At 34.4% G+C, this 26,905-nt stretch carries 25 protein-coding genes and 1 pseudogene; 12 read left to right on the forward strand and 14 right to left on the reverse strand.

What is annotated here, in order from left to right; genetic code table 11:
- The 3 genes from AC3IS6_RS10865 to AC3IS6_RS10875 form a co-directional block, all read right to left on the reverse strand.
- Complete coding sequence (locus AC3IS6_RS10865; RefSeq protein ID WP_489164895.1) at window positions 1-285, reverse strand: hypothetical protein; 285 nt, start codon at window positions 283-285, stop codon at window positions 1-3.
- Between the two features lie 1,216 nt (window positions 286-1,501).
- Window positions 1,502-2,509, reverse strand: coding sequence for a PDDEXK nuclease domain-containing protein (locus tag AC3IS6_RS10870; RefSeq protein WP_489164896.1), 1,008 nt, complete (start codon window positions 2,507-2,509; stop codon window positions 1,502-1,504).
- A gap of 82 nt (window positions 2,510-2,591) precedes the next feature.
- A complete protein-coding gene (locus AC3IS6_RS10875; RefSeq protein ID WP_489164897.1) occupies window positions 2,592-3,815 on the reverse strand; it encodes a site-specific integrase in 1,224 nt (407 codons plus the stop codon).
- A gap of 1,067 nt (window positions 3,816-4,882) precedes the next feature.
- Here AC3IS6_RS10875 and AC3IS6_RS10880 point away from each other — a divergent pair.
- Entirely contained in the window at window positions 4,883-5,314 is a 432-nt protein-coding gene (locus tag AC3IS6_RS10880; RefSeq protein ID WP_291286653.1) for a hypothetical protein, read from the forward strand.
- 514 nt (window positions 5,315-5,828) lie between these two features.
- Here the strand turns inward: AC3IS6_RS10880 and AC3IS6_RS10885 are convergent.
- The 8 genes from AC3IS6_RS10885 to AC3IS6_RS10920 form a co-directional block, all read right to left on the reverse strand.
- Window positions 5,829-6,401: a hypothetical protein gene (locus AC3IS6_RS10885; RefSeq protein WP_291286654.1), complete on the reverse strand. Its 573-nt coding sequence runs from the start codon at window positions 6,399-6,401 to the stop codon at window positions 5,829-5,831.
- Between the two features lie 63 nt (window positions 6,402-6,464).
- Window positions 6,465-7,040 carry a Crp/Fnr family transcriptional regulator gene (locus AC3IS6_RS10890; RefSeq protein ID WP_291286655.1) on the reverse strand — a complete coding sequence of 192 codons (576 nt, stop codon included), beginning with the start codon at window positions 7,038-7,040 and terminating at the stop codon, window positions 6,465-6,467.
- Window positions 7,041-7,063: 23 nt separating this feature from the next.
- The gene (locus tag AC3IS6_RS10895; protein WP_291286656.1) at window positions 7,064-7,798 is read right to left on the reverse strand and encodes a metallophosphoesterase family protein; all 735 of its coding nucleotides are present in this window, start codon (window positions 7,796-7,798) and stop codon (window positions 7,064-7,066) included.
- Window positions 7,799-7,818: 20 nt separating this feature from the next.
- Window positions 7,819-8,895 carry an ACR3 family arsenite efflux transporter gene (arsB, locus tag AC3IS6_RS10900; RefSeq protein WP_291286657.1) on the reverse strand — a complete coding sequence of 359 codons (1,077 nt, stop codon included), beginning with the start codon at window positions 8,893-8,895 and terminating at the stop codon, window positions 7,819-7,821.
- 2 nt (window positions 8,896-8,897) lie between these two features.
- Entirely contained in the window at window positions 8,898-9,512 is a 615-nt protein-coding gene (locus tag AC3IS6_RS10905) for an arsenate-mycothiol transferase ArsC (protein WP_291286658.1), read from the reverse strand.
- Window positions 9,513-9,557: 45 nt separating this feature from the next.
- Complete coding sequence (locus AC3IS6_RS10910) at window positions 9,558-10,031, reverse strand: DUF6428 family protein (RefSeq protein WP_291286659.1); 474 nt, start codon at window positions 10,029-10,031, stop codon at window positions 9,558-9,560.
- A gap of 93 nt (window positions 10,032-10,124) precedes the next feature.
- A complete protein-coding gene (locus AC3IS6_RS10915; protein WP_291286660.1) occupies window positions 10,125-10,610 on the reverse strand; it encodes a GNAT family N-acetyltransferase in 486 nt (161 codons plus the stop codon).
- 10 nt (window positions 10,611-10,620) lie between these two features.
- Window positions 10,621-10,953, reverse strand: coding sequence for an ArsR/SmtB family transcription factor (locus AC3IS6_RS10920; protein ID WP_291286661.1), 333 nt, complete (start codon window positions 10,951-10,953; stop codon window positions 10,621-10,623).
- Between the two features lie 106 nt (window positions 10,954-11,059).
- Between AC3IS6_RS10920 and AC3IS6_RS10925 the strand changes: the two genes are divergently transcribed.
- The 3 genes from AC3IS6_RS10925 (at window position 11,060) to AC3IS6_RS10935 (ending at window position 12,601) form a co-directional block, all read left to right on the forward strand.
- Complete coding sequence (locus AC3IS6_RS10925) at window positions 11,060-11,500, forward strand: DUF3347 domain-containing protein (protein ID WP_291286662.1); 441 nt, start codon at window positions 11,060-11,062, stop codon at window positions 11,498-11,500.
- Window positions 11,501-11,508: 8 nt separating this feature from the next.
- Complete coding sequence (locus AC3IS6_RS10930; protein ID WP_291286663.1) at window positions 11,509-12,126, forward strand: heavy metal-binding domain-containing protein; 618 nt, start codon at window positions 11,509-11,511, stop codon at window positions 12,124-12,126.
- A 307-nt stretch (window positions 12,127-12,433) separates the two neighbouring features.
- Window positions 12,434-12,601, forward strand: a complete 168-nt coding sequence (locus AC3IS6_RS10935; protein ID WP_291286664.1) for a heme-binding domain-containing protein — start codon at window positions 12,434-12,436, stop codon at window positions 12,599-12,601.
- 74 nt (window positions 12,602-12,675) lie between these two features.
- On the opposite strand, the gene AC3IS6_RS10940 is transcribed toward AC3IS6_RS10935, so the two are convergent.
- Genes AC3IS6_RS10940 through AC3IS6_RS10950 form a run of 3 tightly spaced genes read right to left on the reverse strand, consistent with a single transcriptional unit; the run spans window position 12,676 to window position 15,554 of the window.
- Window positions 12,676-13,908: a hypothetical protein gene (locus AC3IS6_RS10940; RefSeq protein WP_291286665.1), complete on the reverse strand. Its 1,233-nt coding sequence runs from the start codon at window positions 13,906-13,908 to the stop codon at window positions 12,676-12,678.
- On the reverse strand, window positions 13,905-14,345 hold the full coding sequence (locus tag AC3IS6_RS10945) for a Rieske (2Fe-2S) protein (protein ID WP_291286666.1): 441 nt from the start codon (window positions 14,343-14,345) through the stop codon (window positions 13,905-13,907). The genes AC3IS6_RS10940 and AC3IS6_RS10945 overlap by 4 nt, the downstream gene beginning before the upstream one ends.
- Before the next feature lie 3 nt (window positions 14,346-14,348).
- A complete protein-coding gene (locus AC3IS6_RS10950) occupies window positions 14,349-15,554 on the reverse strand; it encodes a di-heme oxidoredictase family protein (protein WP_489164898.1) in 1,206 nt (401 codons plus the stop codon).
- 267 nt (window positions 15,555-15,821) lie between these two features.
- On the opposite strand from AC3IS6_RS10950, the gene AC3IS6_RS10955 reads away from it, so the two are divergent.
- From AC3IS6_RS10955 to AC3IS6_RS10990, 8 genes and pseudogenes are all read left to right on the forward strand, one after another.
- Window positions 15,822-16,145, forward strand: coding sequence for a DUF6660 family protein (locus AC3IS6_RS10955; protein WP_366046699.1), 324 nt, complete (start codon window positions 15,822-15,824; stop codon window positions 16,143-16,145).
- A gap of 537 nt (window positions 16,146-16,682) precedes the next feature.
- Complete coding sequence (locus tag AC3IS6_RS10960) at window positions 16,683-18,563, forward strand: LTA synthase family protein (protein WP_291286669.1); 1,881 nt, start codon at window positions 16,683-16,685, stop codon at window positions 18,561-18,563.
- Window positions 18,563-19,444: a diacylglycerol/lipid kinase family protein gene (locus AC3IS6_RS10965; protein WP_291286670.1), complete on the forward strand. Its 882-nt coding sequence runs from the start codon at window positions 18,563-18,565 to the stop codon at window positions 19,442-19,444. Before AC3IS6_RS10960 ends, AC3IS6_RS10965 begins: the two co-directional genes overlap by 1 nt.
- A 396-nt stretch (window positions 19,445-19,840) precedes the next feature.
- On the forward strand, window positions 19,841-20,167 hold the full coding sequence (locus AC3IS6_RS10970) for a DUF6660 family protein (protein ID WP_366046701.1): 327 nt from the start codon (window positions 19,841-19,843) through the stop codon (window positions 20,165-20,167).
- Between the two features lie 101 nt (window positions 20,168-20,268).
- Entirely contained in the window at window positions 20,269-24,591 is a 4,323-nt protein-coding gene (locus AC3IS6_RS10975) for a CusA/CzcA family heavy metal efflux RND transporter (protein WP_291286671.1), read from the forward strand.
- Between the two features lie 11 nt (window positions 24,592-24,602).
- Window positions 24,603-25,871, forward strand: coding sequence for an efflux RND transporter periplasmic adaptor subunit (locus tag AC3IS6_RS10980; RefSeq protein WP_291286672.1), 1,269 nt, complete (start codon window positions 24,603-24,605; stop codon window positions 25,869-25,871).
- Window positions 25,872-25,970: 99 nt separating this feature from the next.
- The gene (locus AC3IS6_RS10985; protein ID WP_366046704.1) at window positions 25,971-26,498 is read left to right on the forward strand and encodes a class I SAM-dependent methyltransferase; all 528 of its coding nucleotides are present in this window, start codon (window positions 25,971-25,973) and stop codon (window positions 26,496-26,498) included.
- A pseudogene (locus AC3IS6_RS10990) lies at window positions 26,495-26,827 on the forward strand (YnfA family protein). Before AC3IS6_RS10985 ends, AC3IS6_RS10990 begins: the two are co-directional and overlap by 4 nt.
- Window positions 26,828-26,905 lie beyond the last annotated feature (78 nt).

A 26,905-nucleotide genomic window follows, 5' to 3' on the forward strand; every position in this document is an offset into this window, starting at 1 on the left:
TTATTCTTTCAAATCTCTGCTCCCGTTTTTCTGCGGACTTAAGGTGTTCCCTCTCAGTGTTTCCTTAGGCTTCCAGTCCAATTCTGTGCTGCCGGTGTTTCCTGACGTTTTTCCCTGGGGCAGTATGCCATTATCTGCCGTATCTCTGATCACAACTTGCGCACCTCCAGTAGAAGAGCCTATGAATTTGGCGTCCTTGGCCTTAGCCCGAACAATAACAGTGGTCTGTTTCGGGTAGGCAGAAAAGAAAAAAAGCGACAGGATAAAAAGATGCAGGTTTCTCATGGTGCTGAATAATAGGGTTAAAGGACAGCTGGACTGCCCGGATTGTTGGACGAAATCTAAAAAAAAGCTGCCTGTAAAAGTAAGAAAAATAATTGAAGGCTTATTTCTTAAACCGGCCGGGAGTGATGCGGTAAAATTTTTTTAAAGCTACGGTAAAGTTTGTTGTATCATTGTGAAATAAATCAACTTCTGAGCTCCACTTGAGAAACAGGCAATTTTGTGTATATATAAAATTTTTATTGTGAAAAAAAATATTGAGAAATAGAGAATAAAACAAGAGCTTCAGACTCTATAGACAAATTAATTGAAAGCACTGAAAATTAATAGGCCATTATACAATTAGGTCCAAACTGCAGATACAATAGTGAAAACCAATTGTGCCGTCACTGTCGGCACAATTAGAAAGTAAATACCAAATTAACTTTGGGAAAATAAAGTGCAAGCATTTTACAGCTAGTTAACAGGAAAATTGTCGTGACACTGTAACGACAATTGAGATCCATATTTTCAAACTCAGATAAAATTGTTAAAGATTACTGAAGCTCTACCATTCGAACCCAAGTTAAAAAGAGTTTGATTTTAATCTTAGCAGACTTATTGATAAGAGCTGAGTGTCATGATTCTGCTCCAAAACATTGACCCGTGAAATATTTTTAAAAACCGCCTTAGTTTTTTTTGACAAAAAGGTATGCCCTCCAATTAACGTTTAGAGTTTTTTTTGCCTTTGAATTTTATAATTTGATGATGGTAAGATTTGAGATGTATTCTGTCCAAGATCTGTATAGAGTTATGAGTTTATGTATAGAAAACTATATACATATATGAGGTTAAATATAGGACTTAAGTTCAACTGGAAGGGTTTCCTATCTTTTAAAGGTCTTTTTAAAAGTAATTTTAATGTTGATTGAGTATTAGCTTTTAATGTTGTATCAATATTAGCTTTTAGTGCTGATATAAATTTAAGCTTATGCAGATGGTGCTGTTTCAGTTAGATATGCTAATAAAGATAATGCAGGAACTGTTGTTTCTGATAGAAGTAGAACTGCAGACTCTGCAACATTAAGATGCTTGATGAATTACCGTCACAGATGTAGCAGGATTTAAGAAAGCCTGCAGATTTTCTGCAGGCTTTCTGTTTTGTGCCTTATCGGTACCTTATTTAATTACATCGTCTGCGGAAACTGTGTTGTGAATTTCTCTGAACTTATTTTTAAAATCATTTTTTGTCTTCTTCGAAATTTGCCAGTTCTTTCTTGACTTCTTCAAGTAGTTGCTCTTCAGTCGGAAGGTATAAATGATACTGGCTTGCAATTATGCTTTTGTTGTTTTCGGGTAATGTGAATTTAACTACTCCGTCATTCTTATCAGCACACAGCAATATTCCTATAGTAGGGTTTTCGTTGTCGTTTTTTTCAATGCGGTCATAATAATTGACATACATCTGCAATTGTCCAATATCTTGATGGGTAAGTTTGTGCGTTTTAATTTCTATCAAAACAAAACACTGAAGTAATCTATTGTACAAAACCATGTCGACAAAAAACTCATCTCCATCGATATGTATTCTTTTTTGTCTGGCAACAAAGGAAAATCCATTTCCTATTTCTAATAAGAACTCTTGAAGATGAGTGATAATTGCCTGCTCCAAATCTTTTTCATAGTATGCGGCTTCACGTTTCAAGCCTAAGAATTCCAAATACATTGGATCTTTTATAATTTCCCGTGCATCTGAAGGTAATTTTTCATTTTTGGCTACAGCCAATACGCTTTCTTTATCACTGCTTATTAAAAGTCGTTCGTATAAACTGCTGTTTATCTGGCGTTCCAGCTGGCGCGATGTCCAATTGTTTTTAATGCTTTCAGAAATATAGAAGTCTCTTTTTTCCTGATTAGCAATGGATATTAAAAGTTTATATTGTGTCCAGCTCAATTGCGTCCGCAGTGCGGACGCAATTGGAAAAGTTCTGTAAAATTGGCGATATCGTTCTAATTGCCTTATTGAAAAGCCAGTTCCGTACTGCGGCTGTAATTCTTCTGCAAGATATTTAATTAAATAAGCGCCATAGTCGGCTCTTTCTTTTCCCTGCTGTTCTTCCTCGAAAATTCGTTTTCCGATCGACCAATACATCGCAGTTCTTTCATTGTCGACAGCTCTAATTGCGCGTTCTTTTGAAGTTTCAATTATTGCTTTTATATCAGGAATTATGGAATGGTTTTTTAGCATTTTTTTTAATTTAATAGTTAGACGTAGTTGATTAAGTTTTAAAAGGAAGTTTCAAATGAAGAAACCTCTTCTTGAAAGTATTTTACCTAAATTTAGATTTCAGTTTTTCCATGTCTTCCATTATGTTCACATCCAAAACCTTTGCGTAATGCTGGGTTTGTTTAGTGTTTGTATGTCCCATCATTGCCGAAACATTTTCCAGTCTTACTCCATTCCCTAAAGTGACAGTGGTGGCAAAGGTATGTCTGGCAACATACCATGTAAGATGCTTGTCTATGCCGCAGACATCAGCAATTTCCTTGAGATAAGCATTCATTTTCTGGTTGGAAATTTTTGGGATAAGACCTTTCTGCTGGTTCTTATATTTGGCAATAATTTTTTCAACTGTTGCTAGTACAGGAACATTGGCTCTAATAGCAGTTTTAGCTCTGCTGGTTATAATCCACAAATTTCCATTTGAATCTTCTGATAAATTTCTTTGAGTCAGTTCCAAGGCATCGACAGGTGCATATCCTGTGTAGCAGCTGAAAAGAAATATGTCCTTAACTTTTTCCAGTCGTGGCGTTGAAAATATTTTGTTCTCTATTGTGTTCAGTTCCTGCTGGGTTAGGAAAACAGCATCTTTTACACTCAGCCTGCCGTCATAAATGTTGAAGGGGTTTTTTATGATCAAATCCATCTTAATGGCGTAATTGCATGCAGTTTTATACATTTTCATATATTTTACCACCGAATTGTTTTTGATACCTGTCTGCTCTTTAAAACTGCTCTCATACTTAAGGAACTGTTCCAGTTTAAAGACAAATGAGCTTGATAGTTCAGATGCCGGCATATCTTCCTTTTTATAGTTGCTACTGATGAAATTTAAAAGCAGCTCTTTTGCTCTTTTATACTTCTGTAGAGAAGCCGTTGCGCGCTCTCCTGAGTTAACTCTTTTGGTAAAAAATAAGTTGTAAGTGTCCATAATCTCAATTATGGTTGGGCCTTCAGGCTGGTTGATTTTTACTTTTCCTGTGAGTTCAGCTTTTAATAATTCCAAGTCAACTTCAGGGTCAATCCTGAAGAGTTCAGTGAACTTTTTTTCGGCATTAAGCTGCGTAAGATCAAGAGAGCTTTTAATTACCTTCTCTTTTTCCGCCTTCAATGTATTTTTCAAGTGATTTGTCTGAATCCATCTTTCTTTCGAGATGAATTTTCCCGAGGCGATTGTGATTATTTTGTTTTTATAAGAAAGTCTTAGAATAATGGAGCTTTCTCCGTCTCGATTAACTCTGCCAGATTTTAGCAGAAAAATTGTTTTTAACATGTTATCTAGTTTTAAAATTAATAATCAAATTGAATTAATAATTTTAAGAGAGCCCATTAACAGTAGGGAATTCCTGGGGAATTCTTTTGTTTTAGTGGTCCAATTTTGAGAAAAAAGATCTCAAAAAAAGTGGGTCACTAATTGTGCCACCATTCTTTGATAAAACATGTGCTTTTTGAAAAGTATGCAAAAACGAAAAAGCCTTTAAACACTAGTGTTTAAAGGCTTTTGACTTTTAAAGTTTCTTTTGAAACTTCTACTGGCGGAGAAAGAGGTTCCGCTGATTTTATGTCAATTCCAGCAAAGACAAGGATTGTGATATATTATTTAATCAAGGGTCACCTATAGGGTCACTTAACTTACAGCGTATTAAATTATTACGATGTAAATATATGGAATATCTTTTAAATGAGTATTCCAATATCTGTTTTATAAAGATTTGTTAGTATTAATGATGCTTAACTGATATTTAGAAATTAGGTGTATCAACTTTGTTTTGGGTGTACACTACATTCGGTACTTCATAACCCATTTAGTATAAAATAAATATCAATCGTCTAATAAATAAACTACTAACAGTTTAACTATAAGATTTGAACGTAATAAAGTCAAGTAACTATTTATTACTAAAAAGTGATTATTCATTTCATAACTGCAACTTTATATGAAGAAGAAACAATGGAACTAAGAGAAATATAATTGGTTCAATTTTTCCAGAAAAGCTCACTTCTGAAGGAATGGAACGTTGAATCACCTAAATAAATGAAGCTCTTCGATTACAGCTGTTATTTTATTAGACTCTAGATAGTAAAAAAAAGGATAAATCAGATGCTTTCTGACTTGTACCAAGATGTGAACTCCTTGGTACAAAATTCGAACCTTTTATTTGAAGATTTTCAAGTTTTAAGCGAGTTGACAGAGGTTTAAGAATGAAATTATTTGATTGCCGGAGTTTATAAAAAGTTTCAACTAGCCTACATGGGGTTGATACAAAGCACATCTAATTGTATGGAATATAAATCCCCTTGAGTTTAAGGATATCTAGTAAATAACTAAAATTTAAAATTATGAAACAGTTACCTGATTTAGAAGCATTCGAAAAAATTCTCATAGACAAAGGCTTTAATGGTTACTTTCAAACACAAGTAGCCTATCCGGGAAAGTTGAAAGAAAGCATTACCGAATATATGGAAGCCTGTAACAATGGTAAAGAAAGATCTGATAGAGACGGAAACTTTTTACTATCGACTTATCTACAATGGTCAGGAGATGATAATCCGAGTATTGTATGCAATTTTTGGGTAAGACAAGAAAACGACGGTTTTGATATACAAAAAATGGAAATTACAAGTAAAGACCGATACGGACAACTTTTGAAAAAATCGGAACTAAAAAACCCTTCAATAAGTTCAATTCCGACATTAAAGGAAGCCATTGCTCAGGTTTCAGTATTTTCTCAACAAAAACTTTCTTCTCAAAAAAGAGGATTTAGAATGTAACAACTATAAAATAATTATCACATAAAAAACAAAAGACAGTACCTTTATTTGTCTTTATGTGGAGAAAGAGGGTTCGATGACTTTATGAATTATCCAGTAAATACAAGGTTAAGTAACGGTCGCCTATAGGAACACTTAACTTCAAAGGTATGAAATTAACACAATATCACAGATAAGAAGTAAATAAATGTGTGTCAATTATTGACCGAGAAATTACCCATATAAATATTTACTGAATTATTGATTAATAAGTTAAAGGATAAAGTATACTGTGAATACTTTGGTGAAAATTCAAACCTTTTATTTCAAAATTTCCATATTTTAAGCAAGCTCACAGAGGTTTAGAAGTAAAAGCATTTGATTTTTCAACGTTTGACAGTAAGGCTTAAATATACTGATTTATATTCATTCAATTTAAAACTCGCACCACTGGTGCGAGTTTTAGAGGCTCGTTTAAGTTCTTTCTAATGAGAATGGATATTACTTTTTTATAGCTAAAAGAAGATTATATAAACTAACAGCATTGAATTTTATTTCTTAAGTTATTCCAATGAGTTCTTGTTTTTGGAATACATAAAAGCAAGTGCACCAGAGCAATCAAAATTGCACCAGGCAAAAGATTAATAACGATAGTATGGAATATTTTATAGTTTTGATATTGAACAATATTAGATAAAATTGCCATTTGATTATTTTCATAGTGTAGTTTAATAGACAGGAAAACTGCAATTGATGCAAAATGAAATCCATTGACAAAAAGATGAAGAATATATTCCCATCGTGGCAGCCCGCCCATAAATTTTCTACTGTCTTTTTCTATGAAGGCATCGATCGCCATAACTAGAATATCAAGAGTTACAATGATTAGACCTATTACAAAACTTATATTACAGTCTTGATTTGAGAATAAAAAGTACAAAATTAAAGGAAAGAATATTGCCCTAATTGTATGTGTGTAATGCTCTGTTTTACTTTCGGAATTGTTATGAAGCTTATATTTTAATATGTGAAGATAAAATCCGTCGTAGAGAGCCAGAACTGAAAAGAGTAAAAGTAAAACTGTGGTAATGATAATTGCTGTTTCCATTTGTTTAATTAATTTTAAAGCAAAAGTAGCAGCTGGTAATTATCATTAAAAGGACAAATGTCCTCAATTTACAGTAATTTCTTTTCGAATCCGGCTAAGTGTCCTGCGGGTTACTCCTAGATAAGTGGCAATATCATTTATGGATCCTTTGTTTAGAATTGATGGATGTTCTTTTAGCAGTCGTAAATATTTTTCTTTTGCGGTTTCATTGCACAAAACACTGGCATACTGTTCCATTACCATGTATTGTCTTTCTGCAATTACTCTTCCTATATTCTGCCAAAAATTACTTTGCCTATACAGATTTTGTAGATCCGCGTAGGTAATAACCAAAAGCTCAGTATCTTCAATAGCCTGAATTGATAGGTCTGAAGGCTGCTGGGAAACAAAACTTTTATATGATGTTGTTAAGTTATTTTCCGTACAGAAACAAGAGGTTATTTCCTCGGATTTTTCATTAGTATAATAAGTTCTTAATGTTCCTTTCTTTATAAAAGCTACCTCTTGACATATTTTACCCTGCAATGCAAAATAGCTGTTTTTGGGTAAACGATGGCTTTTAAAATATTGGCTGTAATTTTCAAATTCCTGATTGCTTATAGGAGTAATACTATTTAAAAAAAAATTAAAACTTTCCATAAATGATTTTATTATGACAACTCTTAATATGCTTTTCTAAGCATAAGTGCGTAAACGTTTGGCAGTGGACTTTCTTCAATGGCTTGGGCTGTTTTTTCGATATCATAGCCAACTCTGATAAAATCGACTTTTACACCATCTTTTCTTGAGAAATTACTGCTTTTGTCGATAGTTATTACCGCATAACAGCATTTGGGATTTCCATCTTTAGGCTTGCCTACTGATCCCGCGTTTATAGCATGGAAATAACTGCCTTTCTTATTAGGGTTTTCCATAATACGATGATACGGCTTGTGCGAATGTCCGCAGATAATTATGTCAACACAACAGTCAAGGAAGATATTAGTATAATCATTTTCTTTTTTATCCTCAAGTAGATATTCCTTATTACTATAGGGACTGCCATGTACCATTAAAATCTTGATTAGCTTATCAGCTGCTTGATATTCCAATTTAATATGATCAGGCAGAGCAGAAAGATATTTTATCTGCTCTTTACCAACAATTTGATAAGCATAACTTTCTGACTCGTTGTATCCTTCATTGTCTATATCTACAGCTTTTACATCATGGTTTCCCGCAAGTGTAGGAATATGTCTTTTACGGATTTCATTGATTACCGCATTGGGACATAGATTGTAACCTACTAAATCTCCTAAACAGTAAACAGCGTCAATATTCTGCTCTTCAATGCTTTTCAAAGTTTGTTCTAATGCCGGAAAATTGGCATGTATATCTGATATTATTGCAATTCTCATATGCACTATTAAAACAATTATTAGCTGGTAACTGGTTTTTTATAATACTTTTTTCTGAACCAGAAAGCAACATTAACTAATGCAATAAGTGCAGGCACTTCAACTAAAGGCCCTATAACTCCCGCAAATGCCTGACCGCTGTTTATTCCAAATACACCAATTGCTACTGCAATGGCTAGCTCAAAGTTATTTCCAGTAGCGGTAAAAGCTATAGCAGTAGCTTTTGAATAATCAGCACCAAAATATTTTCCAACGAAAAAGCTTATAATAAACATTAAAGTAAAGTAAATTACTAGTGGAACAGCGATGCGTACAACATCCATAGGGATTTGAACAATCAGCTCGCCTTTAAGACTGAACATTACTATAATTGTAAAGAGCAATGAAATAAGTGTAATTGGTGAAATAAAAGGTACGTATTTAGTTTCAAACCATTCTGAACCTCTTAGTGCAATTAGAACATATCGGCTGATTATTCCTAATGCAAAAGGAATTCCCAAATATATCCCAACACTCTCGGCAATCTGAGCAATACTTATGTTAACTTCAAACCCATTGTAACCAAAATATGGAGGCAGAACGGTAATAAAGAGATAAGCGTAGACACTGTAGAGTAAAACCTGAAAAATACTATTAAGTGCAATAAGACCTGCTGCATATTCTCTGTTTCCATCTGCCAAATCATTCCAAACTACTACCATGGCAATACAGCGCGCCAATCCAATTAGAATGACACCGATCATATATTCTGGATAACCATTTAAAAAAAGCAGGGCTAAAGAAAACATTAAAATTGGTCCAACAATCCAATTTAGAAACAATGAAGCACCTAAAATTTTAGTGTTTCTAAAAACCTGTCCCATTTGCTCGTATTTTACTTTTGCCAAGGGGGGATACATCATAAGAATAAGTCCAATAGCCAAGGGAATGTTTGTTGTTCCACTTGAAAAGGAGTTGATGAAATTTCCACTAGACGGAATAAAATAACCTATTACTACACCAAGAGCCATAGCGAGGAAAATCCACAGGGTTAAAAATCTATTAAGGAAACCTAATTTCTTTCGCTCCGCAACGGGGGCACAGTTATTTGCTGACATTTTTATTGTTTGATTTGTGAGAATACATAAAACATTTCAGTTCCGATTTGAAGACTACGCTCTTGATATACTTGTTTTTGTTGTGGAGTATTATCGGATACTTTTGGATCTTCAAAAGTAATTGGTATGCGTTTTTCTGCGCCTGCAATAAATGGACATCCTCCATCGGCTTGTGAACAGGTCATAATAGCAACAAATTCGCTCTCAGGATTAAAATCGTCATCATAAGCTTTAGAAAACCCGATTACAGGAAGTTCATTCGATGAGTATTTTATTGAATAAACGGGATTTTTACCCTCTGAAAGACTTTTTACTTTAAATCCTGAATGCTGCAGAGTTTCGGCAATCATAGGAAATAAGGCAGTAGCTTCAGTACCTCCCGAATAGCATGAAACATTTTTTATATCATAGTTTGCAGCGGCAGTCTGTGCCCAGACTTGAGATAAATGACTTCTTCTGGAATTGTGTGTACAGATTAAATTAAGTCTAATCTCTTGTTTATTTTCTGCTTTGTTTTGGATGTAATCCACTAATGGCTGCAGGATAGTTTTACGTTCTGCGGAGATTTGATTAAAATCAAATGAATTAATCGTGTTTTTTATTTCTGTAAATAACATAGTTTTTCTGTATTGAAAATAAATATTTAGATTATAGTTTAAAAATTAACAACAGCCTGCGCTAGGTGTGCATGAATTTGTACTGTCAGCATTTAATTCGGATAATTTTATCTTAGATTTATCTGATGGGATTCCGCATTGATCCTGAGCCAGACACGCCGTCTGTTTATTTAATAAAATGAAATTCTTACCATTAAAATCTAAATCGTATTTGCCAATTGTGGTGTCCTGATATTCTACTTCAATCTCATGATCTTCAATCCCTAAAACCTTTTCAGAAAGTTCAATGATGTGAATTAATTTTTGAGGTTTTAGTCTGTGTTCATAATCATTGGCATCCCAAAGCTGAAAATTCACAACCGTTTCTTTTCTGACTACCCCACCGCAGTCAATAAAATTTTTAGTGATCAAACCAACTTCTGTTACGTGAAAATATTCCGGCACAAAAGTTCCGTTTGGCAGTTCAAAATTTACAGCCTCAACTGTATTAAGTACTTTTTTAATTTCTGAAAGTTTCATAATTTATGTATTTTAAAAATTTGTATCTTTTATCCTTATATAGCAAAAGCATGAGCAAAAATTGATTTATCTATGCTTTTATATTATTTGTAATTATTTAATCAATTCGCTTCGTCTTTCCAGAAGTACAGTATCTCTCCAGATTCCATTTTGTTTCCCTATTTTTTCGCGAATGCCTAATATTCTAAATCCAGCTTTCTCATGGATGCGCAGACTTGCTGCGTTTTCAGGAAATATACCGGCCTGTAAAGTCCATATACCTTCGGCTTCACTCAGATGAACAAGCTCATTTAAAAGTGCAAGACCTATTCCATTGCCGGAATGTTCAGTGTCAACGTATACGCTTACCTCGGCTACACCCGCATAAACACATCGTGAAGAAACAGGAGTAAGTGCTGCCCAACCTGTAAGCAAATCATCACTTTCAGCAACAATTCTACAAGTAGCAAGATGCGAATTATTCCAGTCTTCCCAAGTTGGTGTAGTGGTCTGAAAAGTAGCGTTTCCGGTATTTATGCCTTTTTCATAAATTAATCTAACCTGCTGCCAATCGGTATCCAATAGTTTTCTGATTTTCATATTTATGAGATTAGCAACATTCGTTTCTCTTTTTTTCAAGATGAGCTGTAATATGTTCGAAAAAGCCTTTTATTTTTTCTAATCCTGGTTCATTAATACAGTAACAAATAGAGTTACCATCAATACTTCCTTTTATTAAGCCAGCATTTTTAAGTTCCTTAAGATGTTGTGAAACCGTTGGCTGAGAGAGAGGTAATTCGTTAACTATATCTCCGCAAATGCAAGTGTCTACCTTTAACAGATATTCCATAATTGCTATACGTGCAGGATGTCCTAAAGCTTTAGCTAAAATTGCTAATTCGTTTTGATTATCTGTAAAGTGATCTGTTTTTGTAGCTCCCATCGTTTTATATTTATATTGCAATATTACGATATATATTTAAAATAATAAGCCTTTATAGTATTTTTTATTTTAGGTCAATTTGTTTTAATAGTCTAAAATAAAGCAATTGTTTGTAGAAACTCTAGCAAAAAGAGATAAAGAGCAGCTCAAAGCGGTTTTCGATAATTATTTCCTATTGAAAGATGCACTGGTAAAAACAGATGGTAAAGCTGCCGCGTCAGCCTCAAAAGAATTATTGACCGCAATATCTTCCGTAAAAATGGAAACGCTAAAAACAGAAGAACATATGGTCTGGATGAAAGTATCCAAAGATATGAGTCAACAAGCTAATAGTATTTCAGCTACACAGGATATTAAAAAGCACCGTGAATTTTTCAATCCTTTGTCTAAAAATATGTATACCCTGATAAAAACTTCAGAAGCCGTTTATTACCAATACTGCCCGATGCAAAAGACAAACTGGCTGAGCAAAGAGAACACAATTAAAAATCCTTACTACGGTTCCCAAATGCTGGGTTGTGGTAAAACTGTAGAAATAATTAAATAGAAAAAAAGATGAAAGCAATACTTATCATATTAAATGCATTTTTTGCATTTAATTTAACCGCAACAGCACAAACAGCTGCAAAAAATGAGGAGCAAAAAATAGTTTATATCTGCCCTTCACATCCTGAGGCGATGAACCCAAGTTCTGGATTATGTCCAAAATGTGGCATGAAATTAACAAAAACGACTCAAAAGATAGATACTAATGCTCAAAAAGGAAGTCAGCCTATGAGCAAAACGGTGACAAAATATGTGTGTCCCATGGACGGTTCAACTTCTGATCAAACAGGGGACTGCTCTAAATGTGCCATGAAGATGGTAAAAGTTACCGAAAAAATAGACACCCATGCTCAAAAAGGAAGCCAGCCTATGAGTAAAACCGTGACAAAATATGTCTGCGCGAAGGATGGGGCAACTTCAGACCAACCCGGTGTATGTTCCAAATGCGGAATGGAAATGGTAAAAGTCACTGAAAAAATAGATACCCATGCCCAAAAAGGAAGTCAGGCTATGAGTAAAACGGTGACAAAATATGTTTGTCCTATGGACGGATCGGTTTCTGAAACTCAAGGGAAATGTACAAAATGCGGAATGGAAATGATTGAAAAAGGATCGGATAAAAAATAGGAATCTAATAACGAAAATGCTGTCAATGGCAGCAATAAAGGATTACTGCCCTATGGCAAACGAGCTCTATGGATCAGTGAAATAAAAGAGATCACAAAACCCTATTATAGATCAAAAAAGAGCAACTGCGGATCAATAAAAAAAACATTCTATAATGAAACAATTCATCAGAAAGATTCTTTTTATTGGGTTAATTATCTTTCTGCTGATGCAATTCTATTAGCCTGTCCTAAATTCCGATTACGGACAGGTTTTATCAATCCATATTTCTAAAGTCTATCAAATTCCTGTAAATATCGAATCAATCTTGCAGACTTCCTGCTATTACTGCCATAGCAATAACACCCAGTATCCGCGGTATTTCTACATTCAGCCTGCACGACTTTTCATGGAAAGCCATATTCCCCAGGGGAAGAAGGATTTGAATTTTAGTGAGTGGGAGATTATTAGAAACGAAAACAAGGAAATAAATTAGACTGAATTATAAAGCAGGTAAAAGTGAACAAAATACCTTTAAATCTACAGGCTTTTTATTTAATTATGTACAGCTTAAAAATAAGTTGATATTCCCATATTAAACCCATCCGTAATGGATGGCGGATTAGAAAAAATGTCCCTTTGTTTTAAATAGCGATAGTTTAGGCGGATTACGGTCTGAGAGGTGGGCCTAAAACTAATGGCGGGCATTATACTCCATAGATCTTCACCAATATTGCCTGCGGTTTCTTTAAATTTTCCCACATTCCAATCCACGTATTCCAATCTGCAGGCGATGCTTACGGTTGCTTTTTCCCATCCCAGCATTGTTTTTCTCAGGATGGGCTGTACAATATCTATAAAGCCCCCCCTTTGTTTGTTTCCAAATTGCTGGGAGTAGGTCTGGGGTACATCAACATAAATCCAGGCAAATTCTGTAGTGATAAAGGTTTTGATTTTTGGCAGTGTCGTGTTAAAATCCAGGGCGAAAACAGCTACCCGTCTTTTTTGGTCAACAACAATTCCGTCATCCTGAAATTTGTTATAAATCCCTCCCATATATGAAATTCCCAGTTCGCCTATTTTACTGTTTCGAAGGGCTATTTTTCCAGTAAATAAGGGCTCACCGCTATTTATTTCCTCAAATCTTTCGGGGTTGTTTTTTGCCGCGGGCAGGAAAGTTTTATTCTGGGTGTTCTCAATTATAGAATTATCGAAACTCCCTGATAAATAGGCTTCATAGCCAAACATCCAGTTTTTTGTGTATTTTTTCCCAAAAAGCCCCACTCCGGCATTACTAAAGGTGGCGGGCAGCATCTGGGTAGATGAAATTGGGCGGTCGGTAAATTCCCATTTAGGCCCGTCATGATTTTGATTGAAGGAGCCAATCGGATTCAAAATTATTCCGGCCCTTAAATTGACCAGAGGATCAAATTCAACATCTACAGATGCAAATTCGATTGCAATCTCTTTGCCTCCATCTTCAAATTCAATTTCACTTAAAAACTTTACTCTTTTGCTAATAGCTGATGAGATGAAAACAGACAGTCTTCTGGCTTGAAACTGATGGCCTTCCGATACTCCGTCCGTGGTCAGTTTCTGCCAGTTTATTTCAAGATACCCACCAATAGAAATTGGTGTTTTGTTTGCATTCAATGCCGGTCTGTTGTACAGGGCATCCATGTTTAAGATGTTTTTTACAGTATCTTTAGGTATTCTTTTAAGTAAACTGGGATCAATTTGCGCAAAAGAAGTTAAATTAAAAAGAAGTGTAAAAAGGAATATATAAGTTGGTTTTATTCTCATTTCAGGGATATTTTCAGGAAGTTGTTTTCAATTGCTATTGGAAATTTTCTAAGATCTCTCTCAGCAGGCCCATTTTCTAAAACCCCTCTGCTGCTAAACTCGCTTCCATGCGCAGGGCATTGGAGTTTATCTCCAAAAACCTGTAATTCTGCGCCCTGATGCGTGCACAGCATAAACATGGCGCAATAATCCTCTGCACTAAATCGATACACGCAAATCGGGGCTTTTAATATTTCATTTTGAATGATGATGTATTTTTTGAATTCTGTTTTTGTTCCCTTTTGTATTATAAAATCAGAAACGGGAACTAAAAGATCAGAGTCTTTGATCTCTCTTGATAGAATCTGGGAAGAAGCACAGCTTTGTAATAAAGTTGCTCCGGTTAATGCTGCCAGGCATCCAAAACCGCATGTTTTTAAAAATTGTTTTCGATCCATTGATTATAATGATTTTATAAATTTCAGTAAAGCTTCTTTGTCTTGTGTGGAAAGTTTTTCAAATGCATTTCTGCTTTGCTGCGCCTCGCCGCCATGCAATGTTATGGCCTGCTCAATGGTTTTTGCACGGCCGTCATGCATCAGAAATAAGTTTCCTCCCTGTGAATTTTCTGAAAGGCCGATTCCCCAAAGTGGCGGTGTCCGCCATTCGTAGGTTTTGGCGCTTCCTTCTGTATAACCATCGTCTAATGCACTTCCCATATCATGCAAAAGCAAGTCAGTGTAAGGGGCAAAAGTTTTATAAGAAAGGGAGTTTACAGGAGCATAACTTGTCTTGAGCTCACTTTTATGACAAGCCGCACAATTAATTTGAGCAAATATGTTTTTACCGCGGATAACACCGGCATCATTCTGATTGCGCTGAATTGGGGCTTTTAAGGTACTTAGGTAAAAAACAACATCGTTGACTTTGGAAGTTGGAATCTCAGGATCAATCTCTAAATTAGAATAATGGTCTATGGGATTGTAAAAGGATGCTATTCCCATGTCCTGATTGTAGGCGTTAACTGTCTGATGCAGCAAATCAAAGGCGGATGCTTTTTTTCCGTATCTCCCAATGTATTTACCGTTTTGGATTATTGCCGTGGGGGCTGGAATGGAATAATTGGGTATAGTAATCCAATTTACAGCCCCTGAAATGCCATCACCATCACTATCGTCAGGATCTGCCATTGCTACGAGATCCGCATCTGAAACATATTGCAGAAAACCCAGTCCTGTAAATGCCGGCGGGGTAAATTTGGAGAATGTTGCCCCGGCTGGAATTTGTTCGGGTAAAAAACCCGGAAGTGCCCTGTTTTGGAGCTGTGGGGCTCCTTGATTTAAAAACAGATTTCCAGTCTCATTGATTTGTCCAAAGCGGGTAAGGGTGGTAAATAAATGTCCTTTTCCATCACCCGCATGGCAAATTATACAGCTCGTTCCAACAAATGTTGGTCCCAGGCCTGTTTCGCGTGTAAAAACTTCGTTTACAGCTGCATCACCTCTTAAGAACTGCGCAGCTTCAGAATAAGACAAACCATCGACTGGACCGTCCAGTAGTTGGTCATCAGCGGGTATTTCAACATAAGTTGTATCACAAGATAATAGTGAGAAACATAAGATTAGCAGCAAGAAAGATTTTCTTAAAAAAATATTTAAATAACACATGGTTTAATTTTTAGACAAAGCTAAAAAAATATTTAGAATAATATTGTTTTTCTTAAAATATTTTAAGGCACAATATTTTATATTTTGTAAATAATAAAAGTCAAATGACAAAACCACATATATAAAAATAAAAAAAGAAAAAATTGCCGCAGAAACCTTTGTCTGCTGATCTTATTTACGTGCGATAATGAAAAGGATAATGTAATGTTTTAGTATTCATCTTGAATAATTATCAGGGATTTAAAAAAAAAACTTACTTTTGCAAAGTTGAAACTTACAAATACCATATTATCAATTATCTTGTTAGTACTTTCGTGTATGCCATGTGCAGATATGAAAGCAGCTGTTTCGCGTACTGTAACAGAATCCAGTTTCAGCCATGATGATGATCATTCTCATAACAATAAGCTTGATTTATGTTCGCCGTTTTGTATCTGCAGCTGCTGCGGCTTGCAAATGGTAAATTTGTCGCAGGTACTTATTGACTTTCCAATACCTTTTAAAAGAATTAACATACAATTGCCTACCTATAAATCAATTTTTACTTCCAATTTCTTCGGAAGTATTTGGCAGCCTCCTCAGATAGTATAATAAAGTCCGTCCCGACACTTCGAGATCCGGGTCAGATTGTGATTGCTCACAAATAAAAGCAAAGCTACTTTAGCTGATTTTTAATTCATTGTAATATTTCCAGCCTTTGGCAAAATTTAATATTGAGCTTTATCAAGAAGCTTATATATTTTTATTTGCCTTAATTCTATTTTGCCTTATGCAGTATTGCAATTGAAGGTAAAATTATTGCGTGAATACCAGCACTTGTTTTTAAGTTATTGAACAGCAGTTTTACGATTATTAATTTTTAAATAATAGTAAAAATCACAAATCTTGAAAATTTTAATGCTATTGTCCTTTGTACCGGTCATTACAAAGGAAATGCATCTCAAATAATCAAAAATATACCTTTCAAAAATCCCCTAAACTAAGAGATAAAATAGGAAAAGAAAAAAAACTCTGAAAGGTTTAATTTAAATAATTCTACTGTAAATTATGTTCTATAAAATCAATATATCACCGCGTTACAATTTACTTTTTGCATTTTTATTTTGGTTCCTTGCATTCTCGTTCATTATGCGCATAGTACTCATTATTTGGCAGTACGACGAGGTTTCTCTTAATTTGTTTGTAATTATTCGAACATTGTTAACTGGATTGTTTTATGACATAGGCACTATTAGCTATGTTTTAATTCCTTCACTGCTCTATTACTTTATTGTTCCTAATAAATGGATTGGATCATGGCTTGATAAAACCTTAGTTTGGTTTTTCACTTCTCTAATAATTTTTATATTAGTTTTTACTTTTTTTGCTGAGATTACCTTTTGGGATGAATTCAAAACAAGGTTTAACTTTATCGCTGTAGATTATTTGATTTACACTCATGAAGTAGTTGCCAATATACAGGAATCATATCCATTACCAATGCTTGTTTCTGGTGTTTTAATGATAACTTCAATCATACTTTTTGTTTTTTACAAATTAAATATTATTAAAAGCACATTCCAATCCAGGGTAAGTATTAAAGACAGAATTATTACCTTATCCGCTGGAATTGCTATAGCATTATTTTTTACATTTTTCATTACAAATGAGCAGGCAGAATGGTCTAAAAACCGATATAATTCTGAAATTTCAAAATCGGGTATTTATTCTTTTTTTGCAGCGTTTAGAAACAATCAAATGGCATATAATGAATTCTATACTTCAGTCAAAAATGTAGAGGCTTTTAATGTTGTCAGAAATAAATTAAAAGATAAGTATAGTAAATACGAAATAGAAGGATTATCCATTCATAGAACAATAACAGACACTACCAACAAAGAGCCAAGTAAGAAGAATGTAGTTTTTATTCTGGTAGAAAGCTTAAGTGGAAGTTTTATGAAAGAGTTTGGCAACACAGAAAATATAACACCATTTTTAGACAGTTTAGCACAAAAAAGCATCTTCTTCGAAAATTTATATGCCACAGGAACCAGAACTGTCCGCGGTATGGAAGCAGTGACGCTCTGTATTCCTCCAACACCGGGGCAAAGTATTGTCAAACGTCCTGAGAATCAAAACTTATACACCATTTCAAATGTTTTTAAAACAAAAGGATATAGCACTAATTTCTTTTATGGAGGCGACGGTTATTTTGATAATATGAACTCCTATTTTGGAGGAAATGGCTTTACAATTTACGATCGTGGCCGCGGCAGTGTATTGAGTGATAAAATCAGGACAATACGAAATAACATTGACGATGATGAAGTAACATTCGAAAACGCTTGGGGAATTTGTGATCAGGACATCTATTCTAAAATGATTAGAGTAGCTGATGGACATTACAGGAGAAATAAACCATTTTTCAATTTTGTAATGACAACTTCGAACCACAGGCCATTTACCTATCCGGACAATACTATAGATATTCCATCGGGAACCGGCCGAGAAGGAGCTGTGAAATATACTGATTATTCCATAAAAAAAATGTTTGAGGAGGCTAAAAAGAAACCCTGGTTCAAAAATACTGTCTTTATAATCATTGCGGACCATTGCGCCAGCAGTGCCGGAAAAGATGAAATAGATGTGGCCAATTACCATATTCCGGCTTTTATAGTAAATTTTCCAAAAGAACTGAATCAAAAAGTGAATAAGCAATGTTCTCAAATAGATTTTTTTCCAACTTTTTTTGCAATGATGAATTGGAGCTATGAAAGCAACTTCTTTGGTAAAAATGTATTGAAATCAAATTTTGAACAACGGGCCCTGATAGGAACATATAGAAAACTAGCCTTAATGAAAAAAGATAAAGTAATGATTTTATCCGATCAGAAAAAGCAGACTTTTTATAAATGGAACAAAACCGATAATAGTCTAAAAACACTACCAATGGATAAAGCTTTTCTTAATGAAACAATTTCATGGTATCAGACTGCCGATTATTTATTTACCAACAAACTCCTAAAATAATGATATCCATTCATTTTATTCTCAATCCAATATCAGGTACGGGAAAACACAACTTCGGAAAAACCGAATTAGAAAAATATTTTCCAAAGAGCATTTATAAGATTGAAGTAGATTATTCAAATTATAAAAGACACGCCATAGTACTGACCCAAAATGCAATTGTCAAAAAGCCCCACTATGTTGTAGCATGCGGCGGGGACGGCACTATAAACGAAGTCGCATCTTGTCTGATCAATACTGAAATTAAGTTTGGAATTATTCCGGTTGGTTCTGGAAATGGTCTGGCTTCAAATCTAAGTATTTCAAGATCACTGGAAAAAACAGCCGAAATTATACGCAGGGGCAGAACAAGATTTATTGATGTTGGAAAAATAAACGGGCACTATTTTTTCAGCAACGCTGGTGTTGGAATTGATGCATTAATCATAAAGAAATATGAGAGATACAATAAGAGAACTTTGATTTCTTATCTCCGGGCTGCAATAGCATCCAGCATTGAGTTTAAGCCAATTCAGGCAACACTCTCATTTAACGGTAAAATTATCGATACAAATGCCTTTATGCTTTTTATTTCTAATTCAAATCAAATGGGATATGGAATGACCCTTACACCTGATGCAAATTTAAATGACGGTCTTTTGGATTTAGTGGTTGTCCCAAAACTAAGTTTTCTCGATAAGATACTTTTTGGTCTGTGCGTGCTAACCAATAAAATTGAAAAATTCAAAAAAGCAAGACACATATTAATCGAGAAATTACATATAGAGATGCCGGAGAAAATTTTCCTGGACATACAAATTGACGGCGAATCACACAACTTAAAAACCAATAAAATTGAAATAGCAGTAATAAAAAGCGGTCTGGAGGTTCTGGCGCATTAAGCTTTAAAAGAAATAAGAAATAACAAGTAAAATGATATTTAGGTATTTTGCACGATTAACCTGGATTGCTGATAAAGCCTGTAAAATTCAGCATCTGATATGGTAAAAACAAAGAAAATAATTCTGCTGAAATTAATCCCTGTATTTTCTTGGATTTTAAATTAATTACACATTTCAACATGGCAAAACAAAGAACAAAAAAACAGAACAAACCAAAATATCAACCCAAAACTAAATCTAAAAAGCCAATTACAGCATACGCTGTGATTCGTGTTTTAATGATAATTTTAGTGTGCTTAATATTGTTAATAGGAATAGTAGCAAAGGTTATTCACTATTTTGAGTTTCACTGGAAATAATTAGTTATAATAAATAAAAAATTATTACTTTTATAGCTTGAAATTTACAATCTTCATATTATCAATTGTTTTACTTCTACTTTCGTGTATGCCTTGTGCAGATATAAAAGTAGATAGTTCAGTGTATGGTAAAACAGAAGTAGCTTCAAACCACGAAAAACATTCTCACGATAAAGAAAATGATTTATGTTCACCGTTTTGTGTTTGCAGTTGTTGTGGTTCACAAATGACAACTTTTTTGCAATCTATAATTATTGACTTTCCAATACCTTCTAATGGTATTAAAACACAATTACCTACATACAAATCAATTTTTACTTCCAATTTCTTCGGAAGTATTTGGCAACCACCTCAAATAGCATAATGATGCCCCGTCTTTTTGGACGGGGTTAGAATCTTGTGACCTTTTCACAAATAATAGCAGATAATTTATTTGCTAATTTCTAATTCATTATAATATTTTCAATGTTAGACAAAATCATACAATTTAGTATAAAGAACAAGTTTATTATACTTTTATTTACCCTTGTGCTTATAGCCTGGGGGAGTTATTCTCTTAAAAACTTACCTCTGGATGCTCTGCCAGATGTAACCAATAATCAAGTACAAATTATTACTACTGCCCCCACATTGGCAAGTCAGGAAATAGAGCAATTAATTACCTATCCTCTTGAACAATCTGTAAAAACAATTCCCAAAGTAATCGAATTGCGAAGCATTTCTCGTTTCGGATTATCGGTAGTAACCGTAGTTTTCAAGGACGATGTAGATATTTATTGGGCCAGAGCACAAGTTTCACAACGGCTAAAAGTAGCCGAAGAAAACATACCGGCATATGCAGGAAAACCAGATTTAGGCCCTATTTCTACAGGTTTGGGCGAAATCTACCAATATGATGTTTATGCCAAAAAAGGCTATGAAGACAAATACGATGCCGTAAAATTGCGAACCATTCAGGATTGGATTATCATTCCTCAATTACAGGGAGTTGAAGGCGTAGCTGAAGTAAGTACATGGGGTGGAAAATTAAAACAATATGAAGTAGCGGTAAATCCAAATACCTTAAATAGTCTTGGAGTAACCATCACAGAAATATTTGATGCTTTAGAACAAAACAACCAAAATACAGGTGGTGCTTATATCGAAAAAGACCAATATTCTTATTTTATTCGTGGTGTTGGTATGGCTACCGGCATCAAAGATTTAGAAAATGTAGTAGTCAAAAATAGAAATGGTTCACCTGTTTTAGTACGTGATGTAGCAGAAGTAAGAGAAGGAATTTCCTTGCGTTATGGAGCTTCTACAAAAGACGGGAAAGGCGAAATTGTTTGTGGTATGGCCCTTATGCTGAAAGGTGAAAATTCAAAAGCCGTAACCGAAAGGGTAAAAGAAAGAATGGTTCAGATTAACAAAAGCCTGCCCGAGGGAGTTGTTGCCGAAGCCTTTATTGATAGAAGTAAATTAGTCGATAATGCCATTGGAACGGTAACGAAAAATTTACTTGAAGGAGCATTAATCGTAATTTTTGTACTGATTTTATTTCTTGGTAATCTTCGTGCGGGATTAATCGTTGCTTCCGTAATTCCGCTTTCGATGCTGGTTGCCGTTATACTTATGAACGCTTTTGGCGTCAGCGGAAACCTGATGAGTCTTGGAGCAATCGATTTTGGAATTATTGTCGATGGCGCAGTCATAATTGTCGAAGCCACTATGCATCATTTGCAGAAACTCAAAAGAAAAAAAGATTTAACCCAATCTGAAATGGATGAAGAAGTATATCAATCTGCTTCAAAAATTAGAAATAGTGCTGCTTTTGGGGAAATCATTATCTTAATTGTCTATTTGCCAATTCTGGCATTAGTAGGAACAGAAGGTAAAATGTTCAAACCTATGGCAATGACGGTAGGATTTGCTGTAATCGGAGCCTTTATTCTTTCTTTGACTTATGTTCCTATGATGAGTGCCATGTTCTTATCCAAAAATACAGAACACAAATCTAATTTCAGTGACCGTATGATGGCTTGGTTAGAGGGTATATATACCCCATTTCTTGAAAAAGCATTACTTTTCAAAAAAACCGTTCTGGCAATCTCATTAGGATTATTTGTCCTGGCAATCGTAATTTTTCAAAATATGGGTGGCGAGTTTATTCCAACAATTGAGGAAGGGGATTTAGCTATTAATGCTACTATTATGACAGGAAGTTCGCTTTCGCAAATGGTAAAAACGACTACAGAATACGAAAAAATTCTAAAAGCAAAATTCCCCGAAATAAAAACGATTGTGACTAAAATAGGCAGCGGCGAAATACCAACCGATCCAATGCCAATTGAAAGTGGAGATATGATTATTGTATTGAAAGACAAAAGTGAATGGACTGGCGATTATGACAACTGGGAAGATTTAGCCAATGCAATGAAAGAAGAAATGGAAGCCATTCCAGGTGCCAATATAGAAGTATCGCAACCCATCCAAATGCGATTCAACGAATTAATGACAGGAAGCCGAAGTGATATTGCCATTAAAATATTTGGTGATGATTTAGAAACTTTAGGAAACAAAGCTACCGAGTTAATAAGCAAAATCAATAAAATTGAAGGTGTGGGCGATTTAAAAGCCGATAAAGTAACCGGATTGCCGCAAATTACTGTAAAATACGACTATAATAAAATAGCATTATACGGTTTGAATATTACTGATATCAATCAAATTATCCGTTCCTCATTTGCAGGAGAAAGTGCCGGTAAAATCTATGAAGAAAGCAAACGATTTGATGTAGTAGTAAGAATGAATGCTACTAATAGAAGTGATATTACTGATGTAAGTAACCTTTTTATTCCTCTGCCTAATGGTCAACAAGTGCCGCTTTCACAAGTAGCAACGGTTTCGTATGAACAAGGTCCTGTTCAGGTTTCCCGTGAAAATGGTAGACGTAGAATTACTGTTGGATTAAACGTTCGTGGTCGTGATATTAAAAGTGTTGTCGAAGAGATTCAGCAAAAATTAGACAAAGATTTTAAACTTCCAGCAGGTTATTACGTAACCTATGGCGGACAGTTTGAAAATTTAATTGAAGCTACTAAAAGACTTTCGGTAGCGGTGCCAATTGCATTAGGATTAATAATGGTTCTTTTATTTTTTACATTCAATAGTATGAAGCAGGCGGGATTAATATTTACCGCTATTCCACTATCAGCTATTGGTGGTGTTTTTGCCTTGTGGATGCGAGGAATGCCTTTTAGTATTTCGGCAGGAATTGGATTTATAGCCCTTTTCGGAATTGCAGTGCTAAATGGAATTGTATTGATTTCCTATTTCAACCAGCTAAAAACCGAAGGAATAACCGATCCATTGCAACGAGTTTTAATGGGTACAAAAACACGATTACGTCCTGTTTTAATGACAGCTGCTGTAGCCTCTTTAGGTTTTATGCCAATGGCATTATCAACAAGCGGTGGTGCCGAAGTACAAAAACCATTGGCAACCGTAGTTATTGGCGGATTATTATCAGCCACGTTATTGACATTGATTGTTTTACCAATTTTATATTTACTCTTTGAGAAAGGAATTAAAGGAAGAAGAAAAAAAATAAAAACTTCATTCGTTACCTCAATTGTTTTATTGATAAGTAGTTTTTCTTTTGCTCAAAACAGTCAGCCTATTTCACTTCAAAAAGCAATAGAAATGGCAAAAACAAACAATATCGATTTAAAAATTGCCGATAAGGAAATTGAAAAACAAACGGTGCTGAAAAAGACTGCCTTTCAGGCAGATCCTTTGCAAATACAGTACCAGGGCGGGCAATTTAATAGTAAGTATTATGACAGTAATGTTTCTATACAACAATATTTCCCAATAGGAAGAATTACAAAAGCCAACCGACAATTGCAGGAAGAATTGGTAAAGCTAGCAGAAAAGCGAAAAGCATTATCCGAATTTGAAATTGAAAAAGCGGTATCAATCGCTTACTATCAATATTTATACGGCGTTACTATTCAAAAGCTAAATACAGATTTATTGGATATTTATTCTAAATTTCTGAAGAATGCAGAACTTCGTTTTGAAACAGGCGAAAGTGGAAAAATTGAAGTAATCAGTGCCAAAGCAAAATCGAAAGAAATTGAAACCCAGCAAGCACAACTCGAATTTGATTTGGCAATTTATCAAAAGCAATTGCAGTTTTTTATTCAAACCGAAGATAATATTGTACCGGATAGTGCAACACCAATGAAGTTTTCAATGCTGTCGGATGAAAACCAATCTAAAGCAGCAACTTTAGTAAGTGATTATTATACACAACAAATTTCGGTGTATCAAAAAGAAGCCAATACGTTTAAAGCAATGCGAACTCCAAAATTAGGATTGGGTTATTTTGCACAAACCATTGATACCAAATCTTATTTTCAAGGATTTACCGCAGGTTTGCAAATTCCTCTATTTGGTGGTGTAAATTCAGCTAAAGCCAAAGCATCAGCCATTAGTATTTCGCAATCCCAATTAGAATTGGATAAAAATAAATTGGCTTTGAAGTTAAAAATGCAGGAATTGAAAAATGATTTCGAAAAACAACAAAAAGCATTAGAATACTATCAAAAAGAAGGTCTGCAATATGCAGAACAGATTATTGCAACAGCGCAAAAAAGTTATGCTAATGGCGATATGAGTTATTGGATGTACATTAGTTTTTTGAATCAGGCTATCGACATCAAAAAACAAAATGCCGAAGCTACCAATGCTTACAATCAAAGTGCCATTCAATTACAATTCCCATCCATTTCTAACAATTAATAATTTCTACAATGAAAAATATAAAGATAAATACAATTTCAAATATCAAGATTAAAACCACACTCTTACTACTTACTTCTTGCCTCTTACTTCTTACTTCTTGTGGAGAAAAGAAAACAGAAGAAGCAGCTCACGAAGAAGAAAAATCAGAAAATGAAGTAGCATTAACTGCTATACAATACAAAACTGTTGGAATTCAAACAGGTTCTGTAGAAAATAGAAATTTGAATTTAGTGATTAAAGCCAATGGATACACTACAGTTCCACCACAAAATATGGCAAATGTTTCTACTTTAATTGGTGGAACGGTTAAAGATATTTTAGTTCTTGAAGGTACTTATGTAAACAAAGGAAAAGTATTGGCTACCATTCAAAACCTGGAAGTAGTTGAAATGCAGGAAAATTATAATTCGGCTATTGCCAATATTGAATACCTGCAATTAGAATACAATCGTCAGAAAACATTAAGCGACCAAGATGTAAATCCTAGAAAATTGCTACAGGAAGTAAAAGCAAAATTAGCAATTGAAAAAGCAAGAGCTAAAGCATCTAAAGATAAATTACAGGCTTTGAATATGAGTACTAAAGGATCAAGTGTGGTACCAATAGTTTCGCCGATATCAGGTTATATTGGGAAAATTAATATTGCCAAAGGCGCATTTGCCGAAACAGGAATTACACTTTTTGAAGTAGTTGATAATAGCCAAATGCACTTGGATTTGAATGTCTATGAAAAAGATTTAGGATCTATTGCCGTAGGACAAACGATAGACTTCATCTTAACAAATCAAGGAAATAAATCTATAAAAGGAAAAATATTTGGGATCAATAAATCATTTTCAAACGAAAGTAAAACCGTAGCCGTTCACGCCAAAATTAATCCGGCTGATTCCAAGGATTTAATTTCGGGAATGTATGTTTCTGCCAATATCAGTATTAAAAATGCCACTGTTCCTGCCCTGCCAAAAGATGCTGTAGTAAAAAATGGCGATAAATATTTTGTTTACATTCAGGAAGAACACGAAGAAAAGGCTACAGCTAAAAAACCTGAAGCTCATGCGCATAAAGAAGGCGAAGCACATTCTGAAGAAACAGCAGGCGAAGAAGAAGGACACAACGAAATTCATTTCAAAGCAATTGAAGTTGTACCTGGAACTACGGATTTAGGTTATACCGAAGTGAAATTTGTGGAAGAAATCCCTGCCGATGCAAAAATTGTAACCAAAGGTGCTTTCTATTTACTATCCGCATCGAAAGGTGGTGGAGAACACGAACATTAGTAATTGTATTATGGAAAATAAAAAATCACATTGGGAAAATGTTTTCACAACAAAAAAACAAACGAAGTGAGTTGGACACAAAAGTATCCCAAAATCTCAATGGATTTTTTAGAAAGTTTAAACCTATCAAAAACCGCCAATATCATTGATATTGGCGGTGGCGATAGTAATTTCGTAGATGCATTATTAGAAAAAGGCTATCAAAACATTTGGGTTTTGGATATTTCAGCAGTAGCATTAGAAAAAGCTAAAAATAGATTAGGAGAAAAAGCCAACTTGGTGCATTGGATTGTTTCAGACATAACCGAATTCAAATTCGATATAAAATTTGATTTTTGGCACGACAGAGCTGTTTTTCATTTCTTGACCGATGAAATAAGTAGTAGCAAATATGTAGCTTTAGTTGAAAATGCAATCGCTCCGAATGGAAATTTCTTACTAGGCACTTTTTCTGAAAATGGACCTTTGAAATGTAGCGGATTAGAAATAAAGCAATATTCTGAAAATTCGATGAAAAATACTTTTAAAGAAAACTTTGAAGTTATAAAATGCTTTACTGAAAATCATATTACACCGTTTGATACCATTCAAAATTTTCAATTTTGTGGATTTAAAAAAACGATATGATTTCTGCTATAAAAATCACAGCCTATTTTATTCTTGCAGGTCTATGTGAAATTAGCGGAGGTTATCTTGTTTGGCTTTGGCTGAAAGAAGAAAAATCCGTTTGGTATGGTGTTACAGGAGCAATAATTCTTGCTTTATATGGATACGTAATGACTTTGTAAACTACCTCTTTTGGAAAATATTATGTTGTATATGGAGGTGTTTTCATTGTTATGGCGCTGTTGTGGGCATGGAAGATTGATAATTTCAAACCCGACAAATACGATTGGATAGGAACTGCAATAATACTCATTGGTATAGCGGTGATTTTATTTATGCCAAGAAAATAACAAAATAAGAATATAAAACTAACGTTAAATACTGATAAATTGTAAGAAATAAGACTTTTCCCTTATTTGCTTTCGAGG

This window comes from Flavobacterium sp. KH_035 (assembly GCF_057839565.1).